This window comes from Nocardia sp. NPDC004718, assembly GCF_053601535.1.
Map to the genome: position 1 here is coordinate 339,930 of NZ_JBSGCA010000001.1, position 23,699 is coordinate 363,628.

Below are 23,699 nucleotides of genomic sequence, written 5' to 3' on the forward strand. Positions count from 1 at the left end.
GATTGGTCTGTTCTAGCGACTTCGGGGCAACATGACCTCCACTCGAGGTGGATCGAATCGGGTAGGCCGAACCAGTTACGTAAACTGATCTATGGTGAAAATGTCCAGTTGATGCGGCAACGAAATATATGGTGCCGCACCGCTTCCGTTGAACATGTTCTGGTTTATCTTCAGCAAATCTTTGTGACAATGCCCGTGCACGACGACGGCCCCGGCGCCGGATCGCGATGTGCGACCGAGGCCGGGGCCGTCGTGGTGCCGGTTATCGTCTGCGCTGACCGTCCTCACGACGGTGCCGCGGCTGCCAGACGACCAGCGCGGTACTGCGCTGCTGCGGAGCGAGATCCGGGCGGTACGCCGCCCGCGTCCGCTCCAGCTCGGCCGACAGTTCCGCGACCTGCTGGCGCAGTTCCTCCACCTGATTGGTCAGTTCGATGATGCGCTTGATGCCCGCCAGGTTGACGCCCTCGTCCTGGGACAGCCGCTGCACCTCGCGCAGCAGCTCCACGTCCCGGGCCGAGTAGCGCCGACCACCGCCCGAAGTACGTTGCGGCGTGACCAGTCCCAGACGGTCATACGTGCGCAGCGTCTGCGCGTGCATGCCGGCCAGCTGGGCCGCGACCGAGATCATGAAGAACTCGGCCCGCGACCCGCCGGACGCGTTCTTCGGTTCGGAGGACATCACGCACCTGCCCATCCCGCACGTGGGTCGAAGCCGCCGGCCCGTTCCGCCTCCTGGTAGCGCTTCAGCGCCTCGACGGCGTCGTTGTCCAGCTTCTGCGGAATCGCGACCTTCACCGTCACCAGTAGGTCGCCCGCGCCGCCGCCGCGCTTGGGCACGCCACGGCCGCGCACCCGCAAGGTACGGCCGTCGGCGGTACCCGGAGGCACCTTGACGCCGACCCGGCCGTCCAGAGTGGGTACCGAAACCGTTGTACCGAGGACCAATTCGCTGTAACTGACCGGCAGTACCAGGGTCAGGTCGTCGCCGTTGCGGCCGAAGACCTTGTCCTGGCTGACGTGGACGGTGACATACAGGTCGCCCGAGGGCGCCCCGCGCAGTCCCGCCTCGCCCTGACCGGCCAGCCGGATCCGTTGACCGTCACCGACTCCGGGAGGAATCCGCACCGTGATGGTGCGCGTGCGGTTCTGGATGCCGCTGCCCTGGCAGTCGAGGCACGGGTCGTCGATGATCGACCCGCTGCCCCGGCACTCGTCGCACGGCTCGCTGAAGCCGAACGCGCCCTGGTTGCGGCTGACGATGCCGGTCCCGTTGCAGATCGGGCAGACTCGCGGACTCGTGCCCGGTTTGGCGCCGCTGCCGTGACACGTCGTGCACGGCGAGGGGCTGGTCATCCGCAGCGGGACCGTGACGCCCTGGGCCGCTTCCCGGAAACCGAGCGTCGTCTCGGTCTCCACGTCGGCCCCGCGCCTGGGGCGGCTCGCCGACCGCGTGCCGCCCCGGTTGAACAGACCGCCGAGCAGGTCGCCGAGGCCACCGTCGGCGGCACCGGCGGCGCCGCCGAAGATGTCCCCGAGGTTGAACTCCTGCGAGAAGCCGCCACCGGTGCCGCCGCCGAAGCCACCGCGACCGTAGCCGCCACCCGCGAAGAGCTTGCGGGTGTCGTCGTACTCCTTGCGCTTGGCCGGATCCGACAGCACGGCGTGCGCCTCGCTGACGGCCTTGAACCGCTCCTCGGCTTTGGTGTCACCGTGGTTGGCGTCCGGATGCAAGTCCCTGGCGAGCTTGCGATAGGCCTTCTTGATCTCGTCCTGCGAGGCGCCGGAGGAAATACCCAGCTCCTTGTAGAAGTCCTTTTCGATCCACTCCCGTTGGCTCACCGAGCATCTCCTCCTCTCGCGTCCTTATTGATCGTTCGCGCCGGCATCAACATCCGATGCCTCTTCAGTAGGTTGAACAGCGTTTTCCGTCAGATCGGCTACGCCGTCGGTTACCCCGACGAGCGCGTGCCGAAGCACCCTATCGCCGAAGCGATAGCCTTTGCGCATCACAATGCCGATCACCGGGTCGTGGCCGGAGCCCTCGTGCTGCACGGCCTCGTGCAGGGTCGGGTCGAAAGGCTCGCCCTCCGAACCGAACTCCTCGAGCCCCTGCTTGAGCAGCGCGGCCGACAGCTTGTCGGCCACCGACCGCAGCGGACCCGATTCCAGGTCACCGTGCGCCCGCGCGCGGTCGAGATCGTCGAGCACGCCGAGCAACTCGGTGACCACCGACGCCTTGGCGTTGTCGATGACGGCCTTGCGGTCGCGCTCGACCCGGCGCCGGTAGTTGGCGTACTCGGCGGTCAGCCGCTGCAGGTCGGCGGTGCGCTCGGCGAGCTCGCCGCTGATGGTGTCGGCGAGGACGTCGTCGTTGTCGATGTCCACGCCCTCGCTCACCTGCGGGGCCGCGGCGCCGTTGTCCGCGGCCTGCTGCCTGACTTCACCGGTCTCCGGATCGATCTTCCGGTTGTCGACGAAGGTGATCGGCTCCTTCTCGGAGTTGCCCTCGGTCACTTCTTCTCCGTGTCGACCGGCTCGTCCACGACCTCGGCGTCCACGACCTGGTCATCCGACGCGGCGCTGGTCGCGCCGTCGCCCTGTGCGGCGGCGTCCGCGGCGGAGGCCTCGTAGATGGCCTGGCCGAGCGCCTGCGACTCGGTCGCCAGCTTCTCGACGGCCGCCTTGACCGCGGCGATGTCGGTGCCCTTCAGAGCCTCGTTCGCCTCGGCGATGGCCGCCTCGACCTTGGTCTTGACGTCCGCGGGGACCTTGTCCTCGTTCTCCTTGATGAACTTCTCGGTCTGGTGGACCAGCGACTCGGCCTGGTTACGGGTCTCCGCCTCCTCGCGACGCGCCTTGTCCTCGGCCGCGTGCGCCTCGGCGTCCTTGACCATCCGATCGATCTCCTCCTTGGACAGGCCGGAGCCGTCCTGGATCTTGATCGTGTTCTCCTTGCCGGTGCCCTTGTCCTTCGCGGTGACGTGCACGATGCCGTTGGCGTCGATGTCGAAGGTGACCTCGATCTGCGGCACGCCGCGCGGGGCGGGCGGGATGCCGGTCAGCTCGAAGGAGCCGAGCAGCTTGTTGTGCGAGGCGATCTCGCGCTCACCCTGGAACACCTGGATCTGCACCGACGGCTGGTTGTCGTCGGCCGTGGTGAAGGTCTCCGAGCGCTTGGTCGGGATGGTGGTGTTGCGCTCGATGAGCTTGGTCATCACGCCGCCCTTGGTCTCGATGCCCAGCGACAGCGGGGTCACGTCGAGCAGCAGGACGTCCTTGACCTCACCCTTGAGCACACCGGCCTGCAGGGCGGCGCCGACGGCGACGACCTCGTCCGGGTTCACGCCCTTGTTGGGCTCCTTGCCACCGGTCAGCTCGCGCACCAGGTCGGTGACGGCGGGCATACGGGTGGAACCGCCGACGAGCACCACGTGGTCGATGTCGGACACCTTGATGCCCGCGTCCTTGATCACGGACTGGAACGGCGCGCGGGTGCGGTCGAGCAGGTCCGAGGTGATCTTCTGGAACTCGGCGCGAGTCAGCTGCTCGTCGAGGAACAGCGGGTTCTTCTCCGCGTCGACGGTGATGTAGGGCAGGTTGATCGAGGTGCTCTGCGAGGAGCTCAGCTCGATCTTGGCCTTCTCGGCGGCCTCACGCAGCCGCTGCATGGCCATCTTGTCCTTGGTCAGGTCGATGCCCGAGCTGGCCTTGAACTTGTCGACCAGCCACTGCACGACCCGCTCGTCCCAGTCGTCACCACCGAGGTGGTTGTCGCCGGAGGTGGCGCGGACCTCGACGACGCCCTCGCCGATTTCCAGCAGCGAGACGTCGAAGGTGCCGCCACCGAGGTCGAAGACCAGGATGGTCTGTTCCTTGTCGCCCTTGTCCAAGCCGTAGGCGAGCGCCGCGGCGGTGGGCTCGTTGACGATGCGCAGGACGTTCAGGCCCGCGATCTGGCCTGCTTCCTTCGTGGCCTGCCGCTGGGCGTCCTCGAAGTAGGCGGGCACGGTGATGACCGCGTCGGTGATCTCCTCACCGAGGTAGGACTCCGCGTCGCGCTTGAGCTTCATCAGCACGCGCGCGCTGATCTCCTGCGGCGTGTACTTCTTGTCGTCGATGTCCACCGACCAGTCGGTGCCGATGTGCCGCTTGACCGAGCGAATGGTGCGGTCGACGTTGGTGACGGCCTGGTTCTTCGCCGGCTGGCCGACCAGTACCTCGCCGTTCTTCGCGAACGCGACGATCGACGGGGTGGTGCGCGATCCTTCCGAGTTGGCGACGACAACCGGTTCACCGCCTTCGAGAACGGCGACGACCGAGTTCGTGGTCCCGAGGTCGATTCCGACCGCACGAGCCATAGTGGTTCCTCCTAATTGACGTACCGATGTGTGTAGGTGCCGAGCGAAACCGCCCTTGGCGCCCGCTACGGGACGCCGCGAGACCTCGCCCCTAGCACCTCACGGAGCACGGCCCCAGCAACACTGAGCGTGGTCGGCTCAATCCTGCCTCGCAGAAGTCTCGGAGTCAACCGAAACTTGAGTCGTAGACACTCAATATTGTCGAAAGGCTCAACGGGCGACTCGCGCGTTTAATTCCCGGACGGCGACGCACATGCGTGCCTGCCACACACTTCCGGCGCGGCGAGGGAAGCCCCGAAGGGCAGGAGTTCAGCGGGAGAGTCCGGGATGAATGCCCGGTTCCAGCCCGTTCGTCGCCGCGAGCCGCTGCAACAGCCGCAACAAGGTGGTGCGGTCGGCCGCGTCGAATTCGCGCAGCAGGTCGGACTCGAGTCCGTCGACGACACGTTGAGCCCGGGCCAGCAGATCATGCGCGGCGGGCAGCAGGTAGACGGCGTGCGCCCGGCGGTCGGCCGGATGCTTGCGGCGCTCGACCAGGCCGCGCTTCTCCAGCTCGTCGACCAACCCGACCATCACGTTGCGGTGGATGCCCAGGGTCTCGCACAGCTGCTGCTGCGACTGGCCATCGTGCTCGCGCAGCACGCGCAGCGTGCCGAAATGCCTGGGACCGATACCGAGTGGGGCCAACCCGTCGCTGAAGCGGTACGCGGTGTGGAACCCGAGCTGGCCGAGGAGAAAGGCGACATGGTCGGAAAGCGGCGTCGGATCGGCTTCGGTCACGCCCCGATCGTAGCATTAACGCACCTTTTATGATTGCCATATTGATTGATAATCACTTGAGGTGCATAGTTTGGAAGTCGGTACTTCCCTTCCATCCGAAAGAGGCCCTCATGGAACCCGACCGCACTACTCGCCCCCCTACCGATTCCCGCCGCTGGATCGCGTTCGCGGTCGTACTCGCCGCGGGATTCATGGACTTGCTCGACGTCACGATCGTCAATGTCGCCGTGCCGAGCATCCAGGCCGATCTGCACGCCGCGTACTCACAGATCGAATGGATCGTCGCGGCCTACGTGCTCGCCTTCGCCGCCGTGCTGATCACCGGCGGCAGGCTCGGCGACATCTTCGGCCGCAAACGGATCTTCCTGATCGGCATGGCCGGCTTCACGCTCGCCTCGGCGGCCTGCGGCCTGAGCACCGATCCGGCCATGCTGATCGCCGCACGCTTCGTGCAGGGCGCGATGGCCGGGCTCATGGTGCCGCAGATCCTGGCGATCATCCGCGTCACCTTCGCCGAGCACGAGCGCGGGCGGGCCATCGCGCTCTACAGCGGCGTCGGCGGGTCCGCCTCCGCGGTCGGTCTCTCGCTCGGCGGCCTGCTGGTGCAGTGGGACCTGTTCGACCTGGTGTGGCGGCCGATCTTCCTGGTCAACGTCCCGGTGGGCATTCTCGCGTTCGGCGCGGCCGCGGCGGTCATGAAGGAGTCCCGCTCGCCCGCCGCGCCGCGCCTGGACGTGGTCGGCATGATCCTGGCCATCGGCGCGGTGCTCCTGCTCGTCTACCCGCTGGCCGAGGGGCGCAGACTCGACTGGCCCGCTTGGACATTCGTCATGATGGCCGCCTCCGCCGCGACCTTCGCGGTGTTCGTCGCCTATGAGCGGTACCGGGCGCGGACGGTCGGCTCACCCCTGGTCGACTTGACGCTGTTCCGGTCGCGGCCGTTCGCGATCGGGCTGGTCAGCTGGCTGCTGTTCTGGATCGGACTCGGCGGGTTCTTCCTGGTGTGGACGCTGTTCATGCAGGCAGGACTGGGCTGGACGCCGATGCGAGCCGGGCTGACCGCCGTGTTCTTCGCAGTCGGCGCGGGGATCGGCGCCGGAGTCTCGGTGAGCGTGCTCGCGCCGCGGTTCGGCAGGCGGGTGCTGATCGTCGGCGGCCTGGTCAACGCCGCGGGCTTCGGCCTCTACGGCTGGCTGGCCACGCACTACGGCGCGGAGATCGCCTCGTGGCAGATGGTCTTCCCGCTGATCGTCACCGGTGCCGGATTCGGCATGGTGGTCGCGCCGACCATCGACTTGCTGCTCGGCCAGGTGCCCGCGCGGGAAGCGGGCTCGGCGTCCGGTCTGCTCAATACCGGGCAGCAACTCGGCACGGCTCTGGGCGTCGCGCTCGTGGGCGTGGTGTTCTTCACCCAGCTCGACCACGATTCGGCACGCGGGGTCGACACGGTCGCGCCCGAGGTTCGCGCCGAACTCGCCGCGGTAGGCGTGCCCGAGCAGGCGCGGGAGGAGATCCTCGCGAACTTCCGCGCCTGCGTGCTGGATCGATCCGCGCAGGTCGATCCGACCGTGGTGCCGGACAGCTGCCGGACCAGCGCGGAGCCGGGCTCCAGCGGCGTCGGTCAGGTGCTCACGACGGCGGGCATACGGGCGAACGCGGTGAACTTCGCGAACACTTTGGAGCGCACCCTCTGGTACGGCATCGGCGTCCTGGCGCTGGTCTGCCTGGGCTTCCTCGCGCTGCCGCGCAGTGCCAAGCTCGAACACCACGAGATCGATATCGATGTGACGGACCCGGAACCGGTAGGTGTGTGAGCGAGATGGACCTTCTGATCATCGGCCGCAGCAGGAACACCGTGGACGCCGCCGTCCAGCGGGTTCGCGCCGCCGGGTTCTCCGCGCGCGGTGTCACCGCCGACGACGAGGCGCTCGCGGCACTCGACACCGGAGAGTTCGCCCATCTGCTGATCGGCGGCGGGGTGGAGAAGAGATCGCGGCCCGCGCTGAAGGAGGTTGCCGGACGGCACGGTGTCGCCGTGCACGAAGCCCGGCGCCATGGCCGCGACGTCGCCGACTACCTCGAGCAGGAGGTGTACCCGCGGCTGCGCGGCGCTTGACGAAAGCCGCAACCGAAAGCGCCTCGGCCCGTTTAGCCTACGGCCGAGGCAGCCACAGGGGGCGCCCTGCCGCAGTAGGGTGGCGGCGGGGCGCCCCGGCCGAGGCGCCCACCGTGCGCCGTCGATCCGAGGAGTCGCCATGAGGGCCGCCGTCGTCACCGCCGCCGAATTCGAGGTCACGGAACTGCCCACGCCCCGGCCCGGTGCGGGTCAACTGCTGATCGACGTGTCACGCTGCGGAATCTGCGGCTCGGATCTGCATGCCCGCACCCACGCCGACGAACTGGCCGACCTGGCCGTGGCCACGGGCTACGAGCACTTCATGCGTTCGGATCAGAGCGTGGTGCTCGGCCACGAATTCAGCGGCACGGTGGTCGATTACGGGCCGGACTGCCGGAAGAGGTGGAAGACGGGAACGCCGGTGGTGTCCCTGCCGATCGTCCGGCACGGCAGGCAACCCCACCTGGTGGGACTGTCGACCGCGGCACCCGGCGGCTACGCCGAACAGGTGGTGGTCCAGGAATCGATGACCATGCCGGTGCCCAACGGCTTGTCCGCCGAACACGCCGCGTTGACCGAGCCCATGGCCGTGGCCTGGCACGCCGTGCGCCGGGGCCGGGTGGGCAAGGGACAGACGGCGTTCGTCATCGGCTGCGGGCCGATCGGGCTCGCGGTGATCAGCATGCTGAAAGCCGCGGGCGTGCGCACCGTGGTGGCCAGCGACTTCTCGCCGCGCCGACGGGAACTGGCGACGGCGTGCGGCGCCGACGTCGTGGTCGATCCGGCGACCGCATCGCCTTGGACGGCCGCCCCGAAGAAGGGACGGATCAACGGCGTCACCGACATCCTCGGACTCGGATTCGACGCCATGGATCGCCTGCGGCGGATACCGAACCTGCCGTGGTGGTATGTCTTCCGGCTGGCTCACACCTTGAACGCGGGACCGGCCGGTCCGGTCATCTTCGAATGTGTCGGCGTACCGGGAATCATCGACCAGATCCTCACGGCCGCGCCGCCCCTCTCACGTGTGGTGGTGGTCGGGGTCTGTATGGAGACCGACCGCTTCCATCCCGCCATGGCGATCAACAAGGAGATCGAACTGCGGTTCGTCCTCGGCTACGACCCCGGCGAGTTCCGCGACACCTTGCACATGCTCGCCGAGGGAAGGGTCGACCCGAGCCCCTTGATCACCGGGACCGTCGGACTGGACGGCGTCGCGGACGCCTTCACCGCCCTCGGCAACCCGGAGCGGCACGCGAAGATCCTGATCGACCCGCGCGGTGCGGGCACCGCGCTGCTCTGAGCGCACTCGGTCAGGGCGCGGCGGCGAGAACCTCGTCGGCGATCTTCTCGTCCAGCGTCACCCGCACCAAGGCCGCGGCGAGATCCGCGGTGTGGTGGTTCGGCGCAAGGCGGGCCAGCCGGTCGGGATCCTCCGGCAACCGCACGCGCTTGGCGCCGCGCAGGGCTCGCTCGTCGAAATGAGGTTGGACCCAGGGCCAGGTGTCCTGGACCTCGCGCAGGAAGATGTCGGCGCCGGTGGGGCCGATGCCGTCGAACTCCTGGAGCAGTTCGGCCGCGCGCCGCGGGTCATTGTCCGCCTTTTTCGCCAGCTCGCGCAGATCACCGTGGTACCGGTCGAGCACCCGCGTGGCGTTGTGGCCCAGCCTCGTCGCGGTGCTCTCGTCGTAGCGGCGATAGTTTCCCCGCCCCAACGCGTCGACCAGGTCCTGCCAGTCGGCGTCCGCCACCCGGTGCGGCGTCCGATAGCCGCTGCCGAGCAGCTCCCGGGTGGCCCCGATCGCGATCTCGGCGGAGATGCGGGCACTGAGCAGCTGGGAAAGCATGAGCAGCTGGAACAGTGCGGCCGGTTTGTCGTCGAGCGTGATACCCGCTTCCTCGGCATATCCCGTGCCCGCACGGACGAGCAGTTCGTGTACGACGTCCTCTTGGCTCATCGCTACCTCCTCTCGCTACCAGGCGCATACCCGGGCCCACGTCGACTACACCGCCCTTCAGGGCGTGGGTACGACGTCCTCGCAGGTCACCGCGCTGCGGGGGCGATCATTCCGGCAGCACGCTCAGGGTGCCCTCCGCGCTGCGAGCGGCGGTCAGGCAGGCCGTGGCGGTGAACTGGTCGGCGAGCGGGTGACGTGCCCGCGCGCGCCATTTCCGGACCGCGGCCATCGCTTGGGCCCGCTGCGCGGGGAGCGGTGCGTCGAACGGGAGGCCCAGGCGCAGATGGGGCGCGATCCCGGAGCCGCCGATGAGGCGGTGCAGTTCGGCGAGATCGTCCGCAGGCAGCGCCAGTTCGTCGGTGCGCAGACGGCCGAGCAGGCGCAGCTCGGCGAAACCGTGCACATCCGCCAGCAGGGTGCGCACCCTGGGCAGCAGGCGATCGGCCGGGGTGCCTCGATAGGCGGTCAGCACCCTGGCCAGCGCGGTCAGCGCGGAATGCGCTTTGAGCTGATCGGCGCGCTGACCGAACTGCACGTCGAGCACCGAGCGCAGTTCGTCCACGCCGCTGCGGCTGGTCAATTCGGCGGCCAGCGTGGCCGAATCGCGCACGCCGAGCCGGATCAGCGTGACCGCCATCCGGATGCCGAACAACCCGAACCGCTCGGCCAGCTGCGCGCGCAGTTCCGGCGGCACCGGCAGCGGCACGTCGGCGCGCGCGAAACGGTCCGCCGAGAGCAACGCGGCGCTCAGTTCGTCGACCGGGACCCGCGCCAGCGCCTCGAAAGCCGCGAACTCCTGCTGACGCAGCGTCGCCGCGGCGAACGCGAGCAGGCCGGCGACCGGGATCACCGCCTGGCACAGACCCGTGCGTTCCAATTCCCCGGCGAAACGCGTGGCGACGTCGCGCGCCGAGTGCAGCGCATCGATCCGGCCCGCCCCGATCTCATCAGCCCGCGAGACCACGCCGACGATGCCGAGCGGGCCGGGCGCCCCCGGTCCACCGTTGGCCACGGCGGTTCCGGCGCCCACGCGTTCGAGAAACTGCACGTCCGTCGCGTCCAGCCGGCGCAGCAGGTAGACCACCGCGTCGGCGCCCGGGATGGCGACGCTCTGCTCGGACCGCTCGTCGTCCGCGCCGGGCGTCAACAGACGCGCGGTGCGCCGCGACACCTCGCGCGACAGCGACGACGTGCCGGGGGTGTCGATGATGGTGGTGTGCGCGAGCGTCGCGGCGGGCCACTCGACTTCGAGATGATCGACCTCGCGCGGAGCCGGGGCGTTCCAGTTGAGCCGCTCCAGGTCGAAGGTCAGCCCGTGCGTCCCGCTGCCACGGCGAACCACGACATGCGCGCGGGCCCCGTCGGGGGCGTACGCCGTCACGCTTGGTGTGGAGCCGTACCGATACCAGGTGACGACCCTGGTGCACTCGGTCGCGTCGGTCGGGGCGATGTCCTGTCCGACAAGCGAATTCAGCAGCGTGGACTTGCCCGCCTTGATCGAACCGGCGAGCGCCACCCGCAGCGGCTGATCCAATCGGCGGGCGCAGTCGGCCAGCAGGGCACGAGGCCGCGGCTCGCCCGCGAGCGCCGCTTGCGCCGCCCCGACCAGCCGATGCGCCTCGGCGACGATTCCCGGCACCGGGCCACCATCACGTCTCACGGGGTTACCGTACCGGCGGGTCCCATCGGTAGTGCGTTCTGCATGGCATCGGCGTATCGGCGCAGTTCGGCGACCACGCGCAGCTGCTGTTCCAGTTGCGCCCCGCGTTCGGCGCGGCGGGTGGCGACCATGGACGCCGCTTCCTGCGCGGCCCGCAGCGACTCGTCGATCGAGCGCAGGCTGCGTTCGGCGACGCCCGCGTAGTGGTCGCGCAACGCGCGGTGGATGCGGTGCAGTCGATCCTTCGACTCCTTGCCCGCCTGGAACGCCACATCGTCGACGAACCGGCGCACCGCCGCCTTCGCCTCGTTGCGCCGCTTGGCCAGCCTGGCCTGCTTGTCGTCCCGGAAAGCCTTGCCGCCCACGATCAACCCGGCGCCGATCGAGATCGGGTTGAGCATGGCGAGCCCGGCGAAGGTGGTGGCCAGCCCGACCATGAGCACGCCGCCGTAGGAGCCGCGCATGCCGACGAGCAGTTTGCTGCCGAGACCGATGTCGGGTTCCAGATCGGCGAGCGTGCCGGTGATGGCGCGGCCGGTGTCGGCGCCTGCGCCGGGGCGCACGTCCGGCAGATCGACGGCGCCGAGTTCGGAGAAGTGTTCGGCGACGCGCTCGGCGAGTTGAATCGCTCGCGCGTGGGTCCACAGCAGATTGTCGCCGAGCGCGGTATCGACGGTGCCCGTGAGGTGTTCGGCGATACGGTCCCAGTGCCTGCCCGGATCGTGCTCGTCGATCCATTCCTCGGTGGTGCGCGCGAGATTGCGCAGACGGTCGCGCAGGTCGTGGTCGACGTCACCGGCCAGGTCGGTGATGCCGTCGGCGAGCGTCTGCTGCCAGGCGGCGGTCCTGCGGTGCAGTTCCTCCGCCGCGGAACGGGCGGATTGCAGCTCGCGCACCGCCGCCGCGCCCTGGGCGGGATCGCGGACCGCGACCAGCTCACTGCCCAGAGCCAGCGCGAGATGCTCTGCCGCGGAGCGGATGTCGCGGGCCACGGCGGTGCGGGTGGCGAGCTGATCGCGCGCCACCACCTGGTCGCGCAGGAAGGTGTACAGCACGCCGAAGCCGGATTCGACGCCCAGCTGCGCGTCCTGCAACCGCATCGCGTGGCTGCGCAGCAGCGACGACACCGGGATCATCGGCACGTCGAGGCGGGCCCGCGCGAGATGGCCCAGATCGGCCTCGTGCACCTGGCGCCAGTGCGGGTACAGGTCGGTCTTGGTGAGCAGCAGCGCCACCGTCGGGCACAGTTCCCGCACCTGCCGCAGGAACGCCAGCTCGGGCTCGGTGAGTTCGGTCGACGCGTCCGACAGCACCAGGACCGCGTCCGCGGCGGGCACCATTCCGAGCACACCCGCCGCGTGGGCGTTGCCGTGCCCGCCGACGCCGGGAGTATCGATCAGCACGATGCCGTCGGCCAGCAACGCGTTGGGGATCTGGACCTCGAGCCGCACGATCCGACGTCCCTGCGCGAGCGGGGCGCGCTGATCGATCGCACCGATCTCGGAGATCGGCACCGCCACCCTGGTCTCCGCGCCGCTGGAGTCGCCGTGCGCCGCGAGGACCAGCTCCGCGCGCGGCTCGGGACCGTGGGCGAGCAGCATCGGCACCGCGGTGGTGGCGTCGTCGCCCACCGGGCAGATGTCCAGGTTCAGCAGCGCGTTGACGAAACGGCTCTTGCCCTGGTCCAGCTGCCCGGCGACGATGATGCGCCGCCGCGGGTCGCGGACCCGGTCGGCCGCCACTTCGAGACGGCCGACCAGATCGTTGCGGCCCGCGGCACGGGCCGCCGCGATGGTTTCACCGAGTACCGACAGCAGCGGTACCGCCGGTGGAGTGGCGTTCGGCACGGGTGTCCCCATCGCGGTATGGACCTCTTTCCGTATTACCGGGCAACTGTCAGTGCAGGAATGTATCGCCACCCAGCTCGGCGCCCGCCGAACCGCTCAACTCGGTGCCCGCGTGGGTGTCGCCGAACAGGCCCGCGTCGGTATGGCCGCCCGCGGTGCTGTCCAAGCCCGAACCGAAGGCGCTCGACACGTCCAGCGAGGACCAGGTGTGCGCGGTCGAGCCGACGCTGCCGCCGAGACCGGCGCCCGTGTCGACGGCACCGTGCGCCGCGCCGCCTGCCGAGCCCGCCAGTCCGGCGCCCGCGTCCGCCGCGCCGCCCACGGTCGAGTGCGCCGCACCGCTGAGGCCGCCCGTTGCGTCGAGACCCGAGGACAGGCCGGAGGCCGCGTGCGAACCGACGCCGATACCGCTGTCCAGACTCGAACCGAGATGCGCTCCCGCGCTGGACGCGCCTTTCAGACCACTCGACAGACCCGCGCCCGCGCTGCCCGCAGCGCCGAGACCGGTCGACAAGCCGGTCTCCAAGCCCGAACCAGCCGCACCCTCGATCCCCGTGGAGAGACCGGAGGCCGCGTGCGAACCGACGCCGATACCGCTGTCCAGACTCGAACCGAGATGCGCTCCCGCGCTGGACGCGCCTTCCAGACCACTCGACAGACCCGCGCCCGCGCTGCCCGCAGCGCCGAGACCGGTCGACAAGCCGGTCTCCAAGCCCGAACCAGCCGCACCCTCGATTCCGGTGGAAAGTCCGGAGCCGAGTCCCGCACCGGCTTCAGCGGCCGTACCCAGTCCGGCCGACAAACCCGAAGCGAGTCCGGCACCCGCGTGAGTTCCCGCATCGAGCCCAGCCGAAAGCCCCGAACCCAGCCCCGCACCTGCCTGCGCACCGCCGTCGATGGCACCGGTCAGCCCGGCTCCAAGGCCGGTACCGGCGTGTGCCCCACCGCCCACGCCGGTGGACAAGGCCCCACCGAGGCCGGTGGACAAGCCTGTCTCCAGGCCGCTCGCCCCGTGGACTCCGGCGTCGAGCGCCCCGCCCAGACCGGTCCCGAGGCCCGTACCGGCCTGCCCGCCGGTGTGCAGCGAGCTGTCGAGTCCGCCGCCGAGCTCCGCTCCGGTGTTCACGGCCGCGCCGAGACCCGTAGCGAGTCCGGTCTCCAGGCCCGCCGTCGCCTGCGTTCCGAGGTTTCCGGCACCACCGATGGCAGAGGAGAAGTTGCTTCCGAGTCCGGCGGCCAGGTTGCCGGAACCCTGTACGGCGGTGTCGATTCCGCCGGTGAGGCCGGTCGTCGCCTGCCCGGTGGCATCGAGCGCTCCACCGAGCCCGGTCTCCAGACCCGACCCGAGCTGCGCACCCGCGTCGGCCGCCCCGTGCAGTCCGGCGGACGCCCCGGCGCCGAGACCGGCACCCGCCTGCGCACCGCTGCCGAGAGCCGCGTCCAAACCGGTGGTGACCCCACCGGCCCCGTTCAACGCACCCTCCAGACCCGCACCCGCGGCGCCCCCGAGATTCGCACCCAGACCGGTCGTCGCATCGACAGCACCGTTCAGACCCGCACCAAGCCCCGTGACGGCACCCGCAGCAGCCTCCAGACCCGCACCGACACCAGCGGCCGAATCCGTAGCCGCACCAACGGAACCATCCACAGCACCTCCCAGGCTCGCACCCAGACCGGTCGTCGCATCAACTGCACCGTTCAGACCCGCACCAAGACCCGTCGCGGCGTCAGCGGAACCATCCACAGCGCCTCCAAGATTCGCGCCCAGACCGGTCGTCGCATCGACAGCACCGTTCAGACCCGCACCAAGCCCCGTGACGGCACCCGCAGCACCCTCCAGACCCGCACCGACACCAGCGGCCGAATCCGTAGCGGCACCAACGGAACCATCCACAGCACCTCCCAGGCTCGCACCCAAGCCGGTCGTCGCATCAACAGCGCCGCCGAGACCCGCACCGACGCCCGCGGTCAAGTCCGTAGCAGCGCCAGCGGAACCATCCACAGCGCCTCCGAGGTTCGCGCCGAAGCCGGTCGTCGCGTCGAGAGCGCCCCCGAGACTCGCATTGAGATCCGTTGCGGCACCCGCAGCGCCCTCCAGACCCGTACCGAGCCCCGTCGTGGCATCGACCGCACCCCCAATGCCCGCACCAAGACCAGTCGTCGTATCGACGGCCCCTTCGAGGCCTGTACCCACGCCGGTACCGAGATCCGCCACCCCGCCGATCGCGCTCTCGAGGCCTGCGGTCAGATCGGTCGCCGCACCCGTGCCGGCATCAGCCACACCACCCAAGCCCGCGCCGAGACCGGTCGTCGCATCGACAGCACCGTTCAGCCCGGCGCCCAGACCTGCACCCGCCTGTGCGCCAGCACCCAGCGCCGCATCCACACCCGTGGCCAAGCCACCCGCCGCGTCGACAGCTCCCCCCACGCCCGCACCGAGACCGGTCGTCGCATCAACGGCGCCCTCCAGGCCCGCGCCCACACCGGTGGTGAGGTCCACCGCACCACCGACCGCGCTGTCCAGACCCGCGCCGAGGCCGGTCGTCGCGTCGACAGCACCCCCGAGACCGGCACCCAGGCCCGAGGTCACATCCGTCGCCGCGCCCAGACCACCTTCCAGGCCCGCGTTCAACCCCGCGGAGATGTCCGTGGCACCCTGCACCGCGCCTTCCAAACCGGCGCCGACACCCGTCGTGATGTCCGCCGCGCCACCGATGGCGGTTTCCAGGCCCGCGCCGAGCCCGGTCGTCAAACCGGTCGTCGCGTCGATCACACCGCCGAGGCCAGCGCCTGCCTGCGCACCCGCGCCCAAAGCGGCGTCCAGGCCCGTGGTCAGACCGGCTGCGGCGTCCACCGCGCCTTGCAGCCCCGCGCCGAGCCCGGCACCCAGGCCCGCTGCCCCGTTCACCGCGCCTTCCAGCCCGGCCCCCAAGCCCACCGCCGCGTCCGCCGCGCCTTCCAGGCCCGCGCCGAGACCGGCGCCCGCGTCGATGCCGGTGGAGAGGCCGGTCTCCAGTCCGGCGGCGATGTCGCCCAGCCCTTGGGCGTCGGCCTTCAGGTCGAGGCCCGCGCCGATACCGCTGATCACCTGAGCGCCCGCGCCGAGCAGGCCGCCCACGGCGGCGGACAGGTCGGCGCCCGCGTTCACCACGGTGTCGAGGCCCGCCGCCAGCCCCGCGCCCAGACCTGCGCCGATCTCCAGGCCGGTTTCGATCGCGGTGTTCAGTCCGGCGCCCACGTCCACGCCCGTACCGACACCGAGGTCGACGTCGAGACCGCCACCCGCACCGGCACCCAGATCCACGCCGAGATCGGTGCCGAGATCGACTCCGGCATCCGCCACCGCCGCCGCGCCCACGGTGCTCGCCGCACCGATCGCGGCGGCCGTGCCGGTCTGCGCGCCCGCGGCCACGATGGACTGCAACTGGGAACCGCCGGTGACCAGAGCCGACTCGGCGACCATCGGGGCGCAGAGGGCGATGTCCTCCGGCGTCACCGCGCTCAGGCCGGCGGCGGCCAGCGCCTGGGTCGGGTTGGCGCAGTAGGCGACCGCGGCCTCTTGGTTCCGCAGCAGACCGAGGATGAACTCCAGAATCGCGTTGGGTGTCATGAGAATCTTCTCCTGAGTCCCGGCGGACCTCGCTGATCCGCAGTCGTTGGAATGCAAATCACGCTAGGAGCGCATCGCGTTACGCCGAAACGGGGCGAACCCCTACGACCGGCCGGGGCCGCCGGATAGGGGTGCGAGCGAAATTAGGGGAATTTCCCTAAACGTCCCCCTAACGAAGTAACGGCGGATGGCCAGCAACCGACAGAACGGTTGCGTCGGCAACTACAACGCCCAGCGCACGATCTCGGACATGCAGCAGCGACACCGGAACAGACAGCTTCTCGAACGGGGTTCTCGAATGACACAGCGCCTGGCGCTCGGCATCACTGTCGGAGCGTCGAATTCGGTCGCCGTGGCGGCAACGGAGGATGGCGACGACGGCCTCGGCCGGTCCGGCGGCGGCTACCTACGCTCGCATCCGAGCGTGCTGCGGCTGTCGCCGGACATGGCGCCCACGCTCGGCGCGGGCGCCGGCTCCACCGGCCGCCATTTCAGCGACGTTCTGCTGGAGGGCTTCCTCGCCAGGGTCGGCGACCCGGTCGGCATCCTCGCCGAGGACGGCTCGTCCTACTCCGCCCCCGACCTGGTGGCGACCTCGATCGGCTGCCTGGTCGACGAGATCGCCGCCGAGAGCGGCCCGAGCGCCGTTCAGGCGACGGTCGCCTGCCACCCGGCTTGGTGGTCGCGGCACACCGTCGACATCCAGCGCGACGCCCTCGAGCGGGCCGGGCTCGGCGAAGTGACGCTGGTGCCGGAGCCCACCGCCGCGATCCGCTGGCTCGACGCCGCGCACGGCAGGGCCGACGACGGCGCGGTGATCGTCTTCGATCTCGGCGCGACCGGCTCGACCGTCTCGGTGGTCCGTACCGGCGAGCACGCCAGCCTGCTCGGCACGCCGTTGCGCAGCACCGACGTCGCCGGCGCGGAATTCGATCTGCTGACCATGCGCTATGTCCTGGCTAATGCGGTGCTCGCCGCGGATTTCGATCCGTTCGATCCAATGGTGGAACGCGGATTATCGGCATTGCGCGAGCACTGCAGGAAAGCGAAAGAAGAGCTTTCCATAAATACCGCGACCGTTGTTCCGGTGCGCGTGGACCCCGCGGATCCGCACGGCAGCACCGTGCGACTGGTGCGCGGTGAACTGGAAGACCTGCTGCGCGGACCGCTGCTGAGTGCGATGGACCTGATCCGCGACGCGGTGCACCGGGCCGGGCTCGATATCGGCGACGTCGGCCGCGTCCTGCTCACCGGAGGTGGAGGCGCCATACCGCTGGTCGCCGAACTCGTCTCCTCCGAGTTCGGATTACCCGTCGTGGCGGCCCCGGATCCCGAGCACACCACGGCACGCGGCGCGGCGCTGCTGGCCGCCGATCTGCTCGCCGCCGAGACCGACCAACTCCCCATGGTCGCTCCGGTGGTCGAGGACGAGACCGTGCCGCAGCCCCGAGCGCTGCCCTCGGCGGGACTGGCGGCGCTGCCCGAGGAGCCGCCCGCGCGCAGGCGCGCACTGATCAGCAGGCAGCGCATCGCGGTGGTAGCCGGTATCGCGGCCGCCATCGGCCTGCTGGCGACCGGCACGCTCGCCATCGGCACCAGCATCCAGTCCGGCCAGGACAGCCCCGCCTCGACCGAGCAGTCCGGCACCGGCGCCGTCCAGGTCGCCGCGACGACGGGCGCGCAGATGGGCACGGAATCCGCACCTTCCGGTGTCGCCGCCACGGACTCGGCGAGCGCCACCGGCCGACCGCGGGCAAGGAACGAGGCGCCGCAGGCCGGTTCGCCTTCGTCCGCGGCTCAGGGCACCACCGCGGCCGTGGCGAAGAGCGAACAGAATCCCGATCAACCTGCCCCCGCGCCCGCCGTGGACTCCCCAGCGCAGCAACCCGCGCCGCAGCCGCAATCCCAACAGCCGTCTCCCGCCCCCGCCCCCGCGCCCGCACCGGCGCCGACCAACCCACCCGCGCCGACCCAGCAACAGCCCCGGCCCACACCGCCGACCGCCCCGAGCCTGCCGACCGGCGGGCTGGGCGACCCCCTCGGCACGGTGCTGCGCGCTCCCGGAGAGATCCTGGGAGGCTCCGGTGGCTGATACCGCCTTCGACACCCTCCCCTGCGCCCGCGACATCTTCCGCGATCTGGATTCCGCGGACGACCAACCTGTGGTCTACCTGATCCGCGGCCGGTCCCAGACCGGCAAGTCGACGCTGCTCGCGGAGATCCGGGCTCGTCTGCGCGCCCGCGGCGTCCCGTTGCAGGACGACATCGCCGCGCTCCAGCACGCGCATGCGCGCAACGGCGCGCACCACACGACGAGCACCGCGGGCGTGACGACCGACATAGCCCGCCCCGCGCTGATCATCGACAATGCCCACACGCTGGGCCGACTCGATCTCGAATATCTCTGCGCCGCAGTGGAATCCGGACATCGAACGATGGTGATCGCCGCGCAGCCGCGCCCGCACGACCCGCGGCTGCGGATGCTCGCCGACGCCGTCGCCCGGCGTGGCCGCGTGGTCGACCTGCGCCCGCTCGGCGTCGCGGACATGGCGCCGTTCGCCCGGGAACTGGGCATGATGGTGCCGCGTCAGGTCGCGCAGCACATTCATGTGCAGACCGCGGGTATTCGCGGCGGCGTGGTGGCCGCGCTCACAGCCGCCTGCTCGGCGCGTCTGGACGCGGGCATCACCGCCGTCGACACGGCCGTCGCCGCGTGGGCGCGCGGGTTGCTGGACAACCTCGCGCCCGACCTGCTGGAGACCCTGGTGGTGGCCACGACGGGCACCGGCCTGGATTCCAGCGAGCTCACCGAGGTGCTCGGCGTGGAGCAGGCCGTCGCGCAGGATCTCATCGACCGAGCCAGGGCCAGCGCCCTGGTGACCGACGCCGACCTGCTGCTGGAACCCGCCGTTGCCCCACTGCGCACGCTGCTCGGCGACCGCAGGTTCGTCGCGGTCGAGCGCCGGTTGCTCGGCGCCCGGCTGGAGGCGGGCCTGCTGCGCGACCGCACCGCGCTGCAATTGGCCGAGTCCGGCGTCCGCGATCCGCGGCTGGCCTCCTTCCTCGTCGACGCCGCCGAGCAAGCCGGCCGCGACGCGGTTCGCTATTACGCCGCGGCGGCGGCCGCTGGTGCGGAACTGGATCTGATCGCGCTGCGCTGGGCCGAGGCGGCCGCCAGGACCGGCGACGGCGAGACCGCCATGCGCCTGGCCGAGCCGATGCTGGCGCGGTCGGGCAGCACGGGCGCGGAACTCGCTACGGCGGTGCGGATCTGCGCGGCGGTGCTCACCCGCCGTGGCCTGGTCGGTCGCGCGGCGCAGTTGTACACCTGGCTCGGGGGGCACCGGGTCGGCCCGGACTGGGCCGTCGGCGCCACGGTGCTGTGCCTGGCGGGCGACGTGGCCGGCGCGCGGGAGATGTCCTCCTCGGCGACGAAGTGGCCGCCTACCGAAGCGGGCGCGCACGCGCGGCTGATCGCGACCGCGCTCGCGGACACCATCGAACCGGGCAACAACACCGCCGCGGCGGTATCGGCGCTGGTCCAGGCCGCCCACGCGGACGCGGGCATGGACCGCTTCCTGCCTTGCACGGCGGCCTCCATCGCCACGCTGCTCTCGCTCGGCACCGGCGAGCCCCGCCGCGCCCAGGACGCGTTGCGGCGAGCCACGGCGAGCGGCCTGCGCTGCCATCAACTCGACGTGCTCGCGGCTTGGACGGCGATGCTCGGCGGCGACGAGCGCGCCGCCGCGGCCACCGTGGCCGCGCTCGACCACGATCGGCTCGACGTCCGCGACCGCCTGCTCGCGCACGGCGTCGCGGTCGGTCTCGCCCGGCGCAGCGGCGACCACACCGCGCTGGCCCGTGCGTGGCAGGCGGCGTATCCGCTCTTCGACGACGTGCAGACCGACCTGCTCGCGCTGCTGCCGATCGGCGAACTATGGCTGGCCGCCATCCGGATGCGCGACGAACGCCGGATCGCGCCCCTGGTGGACGCCGCGCTGGCGCTGCTGCGCCGCTTGGACGAGCCGCCCGCGTGGTCCAACGCCTTCCACTGGTACGGCGTGCAGGCCGCGATCGCCCACGAGAGCCCCGAGGAGCTGCTGCCCCACGCGCGCGCGTTGAAGGCCGCGGCCGAGGCTGGTGACCGGCACGCCGCCGTACTCGCCGACGCGGGCCGTACCTGGGTGCTGGTGCTGCGCGGCCAGGTGGTGAGCGCGCCGGTCCACGCGGCGGTCGCCGCCCTCACCGAAATCGGCATGACCTGGGACGGCGCCCGGCTGGCCAGCGAGGCGGCGCTCGCGGCGCCCGACTCGGCGACGGCCACCGCGCTGCTCAAACTGGCCCGCACGGTTCGCGCCGACGCCCGTCCGCAGGAGCCGCAGGCTCGGCAGGCAGCCCCCGCCGCGCACAACGGCGACACCCCGCCGCCCGTGCCACCGCAGGCCGCGATTCTCAGCGAACGGGAACGCGAAGTGGCCGAGCTGGTTCTGCTCGGGCTCACCTATCGCGAGATCGGTGCGCGCCTGTACATTTCGGCGAAGACGGTCGAGCACCACGTCGCGCGCATCCGACGCCGGGTCGGTGCCCGTTCCCGTTCGGAGTTATTGTCGATGCTCCGCGCCATGGGACACGGTTCGCTTCTGGTGTGACCGGGTGCGGTTCCGTCAGCGGGAACGCCGAAGCGAGGTAGGTGAGGATGGCCACTGGGGTTGGCCTGCGCGTCGCCGACGACGAGTGCACGGCGGTCATCGTCACCGACGGTGACGAGCAGCCGGAGTACATCGTCCGCGAGTCGGTACTGCACATGTCCGAGGACGGTGACGCCGAACTGGGCGGTCCCCCGCCCACGGAGGAGTCCCACTCGATCAGCGGCTTCGTGGCCGCCGTCGGCAACCCGGCGGGTATCCCCGTCGACGACGGTGAGGCGTACCGCGCCGAAGACCTCGTCGCGACCGCCCTGTTCTGCCTGATCAACCTGGCCGCCGAACATCTCAGCGGAGCGGCCGAGTTCTACGCGACGCATCCGGCGGACTGGCCCGCCGAGCAGGTGCGTTCGCTGCGTGACGCGCTGGACTATCTCGGTCTCCGCTCGGTGCTGCTGGTCAGCGAGGGTGAATTGCCCAGCGCCCAAACCGGAGCCGACGGAAGATCGTTCGCTCACGACGCGGCCAGAGGGGCGCTGGCGGCGGTGCTCGCCACTCCGGCAGGGGCCACCCCGCCGGACCCGTCCACCGCGGAGAACTCGACGGTGGACACCATCGTCATCCCCGCCGTGCCCGCCGCCGACGCGCAGCCGCAGGCGTACTCGGCGGCCATCCCGATCGCCGAGCCGGTCGTGGCCACCGAAACGAAGCAGGTCGAGCAGCAGCCGCAGCCCGCGGTTCCAGCGCGGCGACCGAAACGCACGCCGCTGCTGATCGCGGGCGGCGCGGCGATCGGCCTGGTGCTCGGCGGCATCGTGGTGGCCATGCTGCTGCGCGACGGCAGCGAGACGCCGGTGCCGCCGCTGCCCGACGCCAAGTCCGAGCCGACATCGGTGCTCCCGGCCGCGCCGCCGGTTGTGACCACCACGGCGACCACGACCACCGAGGCGCCCGAGCCACCGGTGGTGACCGAGACCACGACGCCGGAACCGACCACAACGACGCCGGAACCGACGACAACGACGCCACCCACCACCACGCCGACCACCACCCCCACTCGGACTTCGACGACGCGGACCACCACGCCCACGACCAATCCGTTCGGTCAGCAGCTGCCGCAGATTCCGACCATCCCCGGAATGGGAATACCGGGTAGTCGGTGATTAGTAGCGTCCTTCCCGGGTTTGTGGCTTAGAGTGTTGCGCTGACCGGGTTGTCGGATGATTTTCCACACACCGGTCGGTTGCTGGACGAAGACTGTGTGCCAACGGTTTCTGCCCGTGGCCACGGATTTAGCTGGCACGTGCGTGCCGACGAAGGGACTTCATGCGCAAGTTGGTGGCGCGTCGCGCCGCGGTCAAAGCTGTCGCCATCGCATCGACCGTTCTCCTGGCTCCCTTGTTCGGCACGACCACCGCCTCGGCGGTACCCGAAGCACCGGCGCAGCTGGCCGCGGACAATCTCCCTCCGGAACTCGTGCAGGCCATCGCGCGGGATCTGAAGATGACCCCGACGGAATACCTGGACCGCGCCGCGCGCGCCCAGCGACTGCGCGACTACGCGCGCGGATTCCGTTCGGAGCGGCCGGATTCCTACGCGGGCGCTTGGATCGGCGCCGACGGCAAGCCCGTCATGGCGGTCACCTCGCTGGACGCCGCCAAGATCGCCGCGGCCGACGGATACCAGACCCGGCTGGCCCCCGTGTCGGCGGACAGCCTGGAAGGCTCGCTGGTGCAGCTCAACCAGTGGATCACCGGCCTGCCGCGCGAGATCTCGCAGGCGATCAACTCCGTGGCCATCGACTTCCTGAACAGTCAGCTGATTCTCAGCGTCGCCAACACGCCCGCGGGTCACATGCTCAACCTGCCGACGCTCCTGGCCAACATCAAGGTCATCCTGTCGCCGAACAGCGGCGGCCCGGTCGAGCGCAGGCCGATGGGCGGCGACACCTACATCAGTGCACCCGGTTCGCTCCAGGACTCGTCGCTGCGCGCCGTTGACGTGTGCTCGTTCGGGTTCAACAGCGTCGACGCCTCCGGCAACGCGCTGAACATCAGTGCGGGCCACTGTGATCCGAACCTGGGCAAGGGCAATCAGGAGGCGGGCGTCTACCTGCCGAACGTCCGGGACATCCCGGCCAGCCCCGAACTGGGCACCTTCGTGCGCGCGTCGCTGGGCGGACAGTCCGCGCTGGACTACTCGGTGATCAAGCTGAACGAGCGCGCGGTGCGGGCGGGCATGGACCAGCCCTCGGTGCGCGGCGCCAACGGCACCACGCTGGCGATCACCGGCACCGCCGACCCGATCACCGGCGCCCCGGTCTGCAAGTCCGGTCAGTCGTCCACGTTCACCTGCGGCTTCGTCGTCGCCGACCGGGTGGAGACCCAGCTCTACACCGCCGAGGGAGAGAGCAAGACCGTGCGCGGCTTCGCCAGCTCGGCCTGCACGCTCGGCGGCGACAGCGGCGGCGCGATCGTGTCCGGCACGCTGGCGCTGGGCATCACCAGTGGCTCCAACGCCGCGGACGCGCCGAACTGCAACGAGGCCAACATCGCGCTCGCGCAGTACGGCGGCACCGCATCCCTGGGCATCCCGATCCGGGCGATCCTGGCCGACATCGACGCCTCCTCCGGCGGCGGAGTCGGCAGCGGAATCAGCGTGCGCACCCGGCCGAACGCGAGCTGAGCGCGCACCCGCGTGGTGTGGCGATCGGCATATTCCCGG

At 70.5% G+C, this 23,699-nt stretch carries 16 protein-coding genes; 7 read left to right on the forward strand and 9 right to left on the reverse strand.

Annotation, left to right across the window (positions count from 1 at the left end; translation table 11 throughout):
* Window positions 1-262 precede the first annotated feature (262 nt).
* The 5 genes from ACWEH3_RS01800 to ACWEH3_RS01820 all read right to left on the reverse strand — a co-directional run bounded on the left by ACWEH3_RS01800 (window position 263) and on the right by ACWEH3_RS01820 (window position 5,141).
* Entirely contained in the window at window positions 263-682 is a 420-nt protein-coding gene (locus tag ACWEH3_RS01800) for a heat shock protein transcriptional repressor HspR (RefSeq protein ID WP_355071498.1), read from the reverse strand.
* Entirely contained in the window at window positions 682-1,842 is a 1,161-nt protein-coding gene (gene dnaJ, locus ACWEH3_RS01805; protein ID WP_450015284.1) for a molecular chaperone DnaJ, read from the reverse strand. The genes ACWEH3_RS01800 and dnaJ overlap by 1 nt, the downstream gene beginning before the upstream one ends.
* Window positions 1,843-1,866: 24 nt before the next feature.
* A complete protein-coding gene (gene grpE / locus ACWEH3_RS01810; protein ID WP_450015282.1) occupies window positions 1,867-2,517 on the reverse strand; it encodes a nucleotide exchange factor GrpE in 651 nt (216 codons plus the stop codon).
* Window positions 2,514-4,361 carry a molecular chaperone DnaK gene (gene dnaK / locus ACWEH3_RS01815; protein ID WP_355071493.1) on the reverse strand — a complete coding sequence of 616 codons (1,848 nt, stop codon included), beginning with the start codon at window positions 4,359-4,361 and terminating at the stop codon, window positions 2,514-2,516. Before dnaK ends, grpE begins: the two co-directional genes overlap by 4 nt.
* A gap of 309 nt (window positions 4,362-4,670) precedes the next feature.
* The gene (locus tag ACWEH3_RS01820) at window positions 4,671-5,141 is read right to left on the reverse strand and encodes a MarR family winged helix-turn-helix transcriptional regulator (RefSeq protein WP_450015281.1); all 471 of its coding nucleotides are present in this window, start codon (window positions 5,139-5,141) and stop codon (window positions 4,671-4,673) included.
* Between the two features lie 110 nt (window positions 5,142-5,251).
* Between ACWEH3_RS01820 and ACWEH3_RS01825 the strand changes: the two genes are divergently transcribed.
* From ACWEH3_RS01825 to ACWEH3_RS01835, 3 genes are all read left to right on the forward strand, one after another.
* Window positions 5,252-6,955 (forward strand): MFS transporter, encoded by a 1,704-nt coding sequence (locus tag ACWEH3_RS01825; RefSeq protein ID WP_450015280.1) that lies wholly within the window; start codon window positions 5,252-5,254, stop codon window positions 6,953-6,955.
* A 5-nt stretch (window positions 6,956-6,960) separates the two neighbouring features.
* A complete protein-coding gene (locus ACWEH3_RS01830) occupies window positions 6,961-7,257 on the forward strand; it encodes a hypothetical protein (RefSeq protein ID WP_450015279.1) in 297 nt (98 codons plus the stop codon).
* A gap of 139 nt (window positions 7,258-7,396) precedes the next feature.
* On the forward strand, window positions 7,397-8,560 hold the full coding sequence (locus ACWEH3_RS01835; protein ID WP_450015278.1) for a zinc-binding dehydrogenase: 1,164 nt from the start codon (window positions 7,397-7,399) through the stop codon (window positions 8,558-8,560).
* A gap of 10 nt (window positions 8,561-8,570) precedes the next feature.
* Here the strand turns inward: ACWEH3_RS01835 and ACWEH3_RS01840 are convergent, their stop codons facing one another.
* The 4 genes from ACWEH3_RS01840 to ACWEH3_RS01855 form a co-directional block, all read right to left on the reverse strand.
* Window positions 8,571-9,215: an endonuclease gene (locus tag ACWEH3_RS01840; RefSeq protein WP_450015277.1), complete on the reverse strand. Its 645-nt coding sequence runs from the start codon at window positions 9,213-9,215 to the stop codon at window positions 8,571-8,573.
* Between the two features lie 106 nt (window positions 9,216-9,321).
* A complete protein-coding gene (locus ACWEH3_RS01845) occupies window positions 9,322-10,875 on the reverse strand; it encodes a dynamin family protein (protein ID WP_450015276.1) in 1,554 nt (517 codons plus the stop codon).
* Entirely contained in the window at window positions 10,872-12,734 is a 1,863-nt protein-coding gene (locus ACWEH3_RS01850; protein WP_450015275.1) for a dynamin family protein, read from the reverse strand. The genes ACWEH3_RS01845 and ACWEH3_RS01850 overlap by 4 nt, the downstream gene beginning before the upstream one ends.
* A gap of 37 nt (window positions 12,735-12,771) precedes the next feature.
* A complete protein-coding gene (locus tag ACWEH3_RS01855; protein ID WP_452358248.1) occupies window positions 12,772-16,332 on the reverse strand; it encodes an IniB N-terminal domain-containing protein in 3,561 nt (1,186 codons plus the stop codon).
* A 298-nt stretch (window positions 16,333-16,630) separates the two neighbouring features.
* Here ACWEH3_RS01855 and ACWEH3_RS01860 point away from each other — a divergent pair, with 298 nt between their 5' ends.
* The 4 genes from ACWEH3_RS01860 to ACWEH3_RS01875 all read left to right on the forward strand — a co-directional run bounded on the left by ACWEH3_RS01860 (window position 16,631) and on the right by ACWEH3_RS01875 (window position 23,660).
* Complete coding sequence (locus tag ACWEH3_RS01860) at window positions 16,631-18,424, forward strand: Hsp70 family protein (RefSeq protein ID WP_450017726.1); 1,794 nt, start codon at window positions 16,631-16,633, stop codon at window positions 18,422-18,424.
* Window positions 18,417-20,981 (forward strand): LuxR C-terminal-related transcriptional regulator, encoded by a 2,565-nt coding sequence (locus tag ACWEH3_RS01865; RefSeq protein ID WP_450017728.1) that lies wholly within the window; start codon window positions 18,417-18,419, stop codon window positions 20,979-20,981. The genes ACWEH3_RS01860 and ACWEH3_RS01865 overlap by 8 nt, the downstream gene beginning before the upstream one ends.
* Before the next feature lie 47 nt (window positions 20,982-21,028).
* The gene (locus ACWEH3_RS01870) at window positions 21,029-22,138 is read left to right on the forward strand and encodes a hypothetical protein (RefSeq protein WP_450017730.1); all 1,110 of its coding nucleotides are present in this window, start codon (window positions 21,029-21,031) and stop codon (window positions 22,136-22,138) included.
* A gap of 163 nt (window positions 22,139-22,301) precedes the next feature.
* Window positions 22,302-23,660, forward strand: coding sequence for a S1 family peptidase (locus ACWEH3_RS01875; RefSeq protein WP_450017732.1), 1,359 nt, complete (start codon window positions 22,302-22,304; stop codon window positions 23,658-23,660).
* Window positions 23,661-23,699 lie beyond the last annotated feature (39 nt).

Bases quoted from the DNA above. Each gene is read 5' to 3' on its own strand.
- ACWEH3_RS01800 (WP_355071498.1), bottom strand. From the start codon at position 682: ATGTCCTCCGAACCGAAGAACGCGTCCGGCGGGTCGCGGGCCGAGTTC.
- dnaK (WP_355071493.1), bottom strand. From the start codon at position 4,361: ATGGCTCGTGCGGTCGGAATCGACCTCGGGACCACGAACTCGGTCGTC.
- ACWEH3_RS01825 (WP_450015280.1), top strand. From the start codon at position 5,252: ATGGAACCCGACCGCACTACTCGCCCCCCTACCGATTCCCGCCGCTGG.
- ACWEH3_RS01830 (WP_450015279.1), top strand. From the start codon at position 6,961: ATGGACCTTCTGATCATCGGCCGCAGCAGGAACACCGTGGACGCCGCC.
- ACWEH3_RS01835 (WP_450015278.1), top strand. From the start codon at position 7,397: ATGAGGGCCGCCGTCGTCACCGCCGCCGAATTCGAGGTCACGGAACTG.
- ACWEH3_RS01840 (WP_450015277.1), bottom strand. From the start codon at position 9,215: ATGAGCCAAGAGGACGTCGTACACGAACTGCTCGTCCGTGCGGGCACG.
- ACWEH3_RS01850 (WP_450015275.1), bottom strand. From the start codon at position 12,734: ATGGGGACACCCGTGCCGAACGCCACTCCACCGGCGGTACCGCTGCTG.
- ACWEH3_RS01855 (WP_452358248.1), bottom strand. From the start codon at position 16,332: ATGACACCCAACGCGATTCTGGAGTTCATCCTCGGTCTGCTGCGGAAC.
- ACWEH3_RS01860 (WP_450017726.1), top strand. From the start codon at position 16,631: ATGACACAGCGCCTGGCGCTCGGCATCACTGTCGGAGCGTCGAATTCG.
- ACWEH3_RS01870 (WP_450017730.1), top strand. From the start codon at position 21,029: ATGGCCACTGGGGTTGGCCTGCGCGTCGCCGACGACGAGTGCACGGCG.
- ACWEH3_RS01875 (WP_450017732.1), top strand. From the start codon at position 22,302: ATGCGCAAGTTGGTGGCGCGTCGCGCCGCGGTCAAAGCTGTCGCCATC.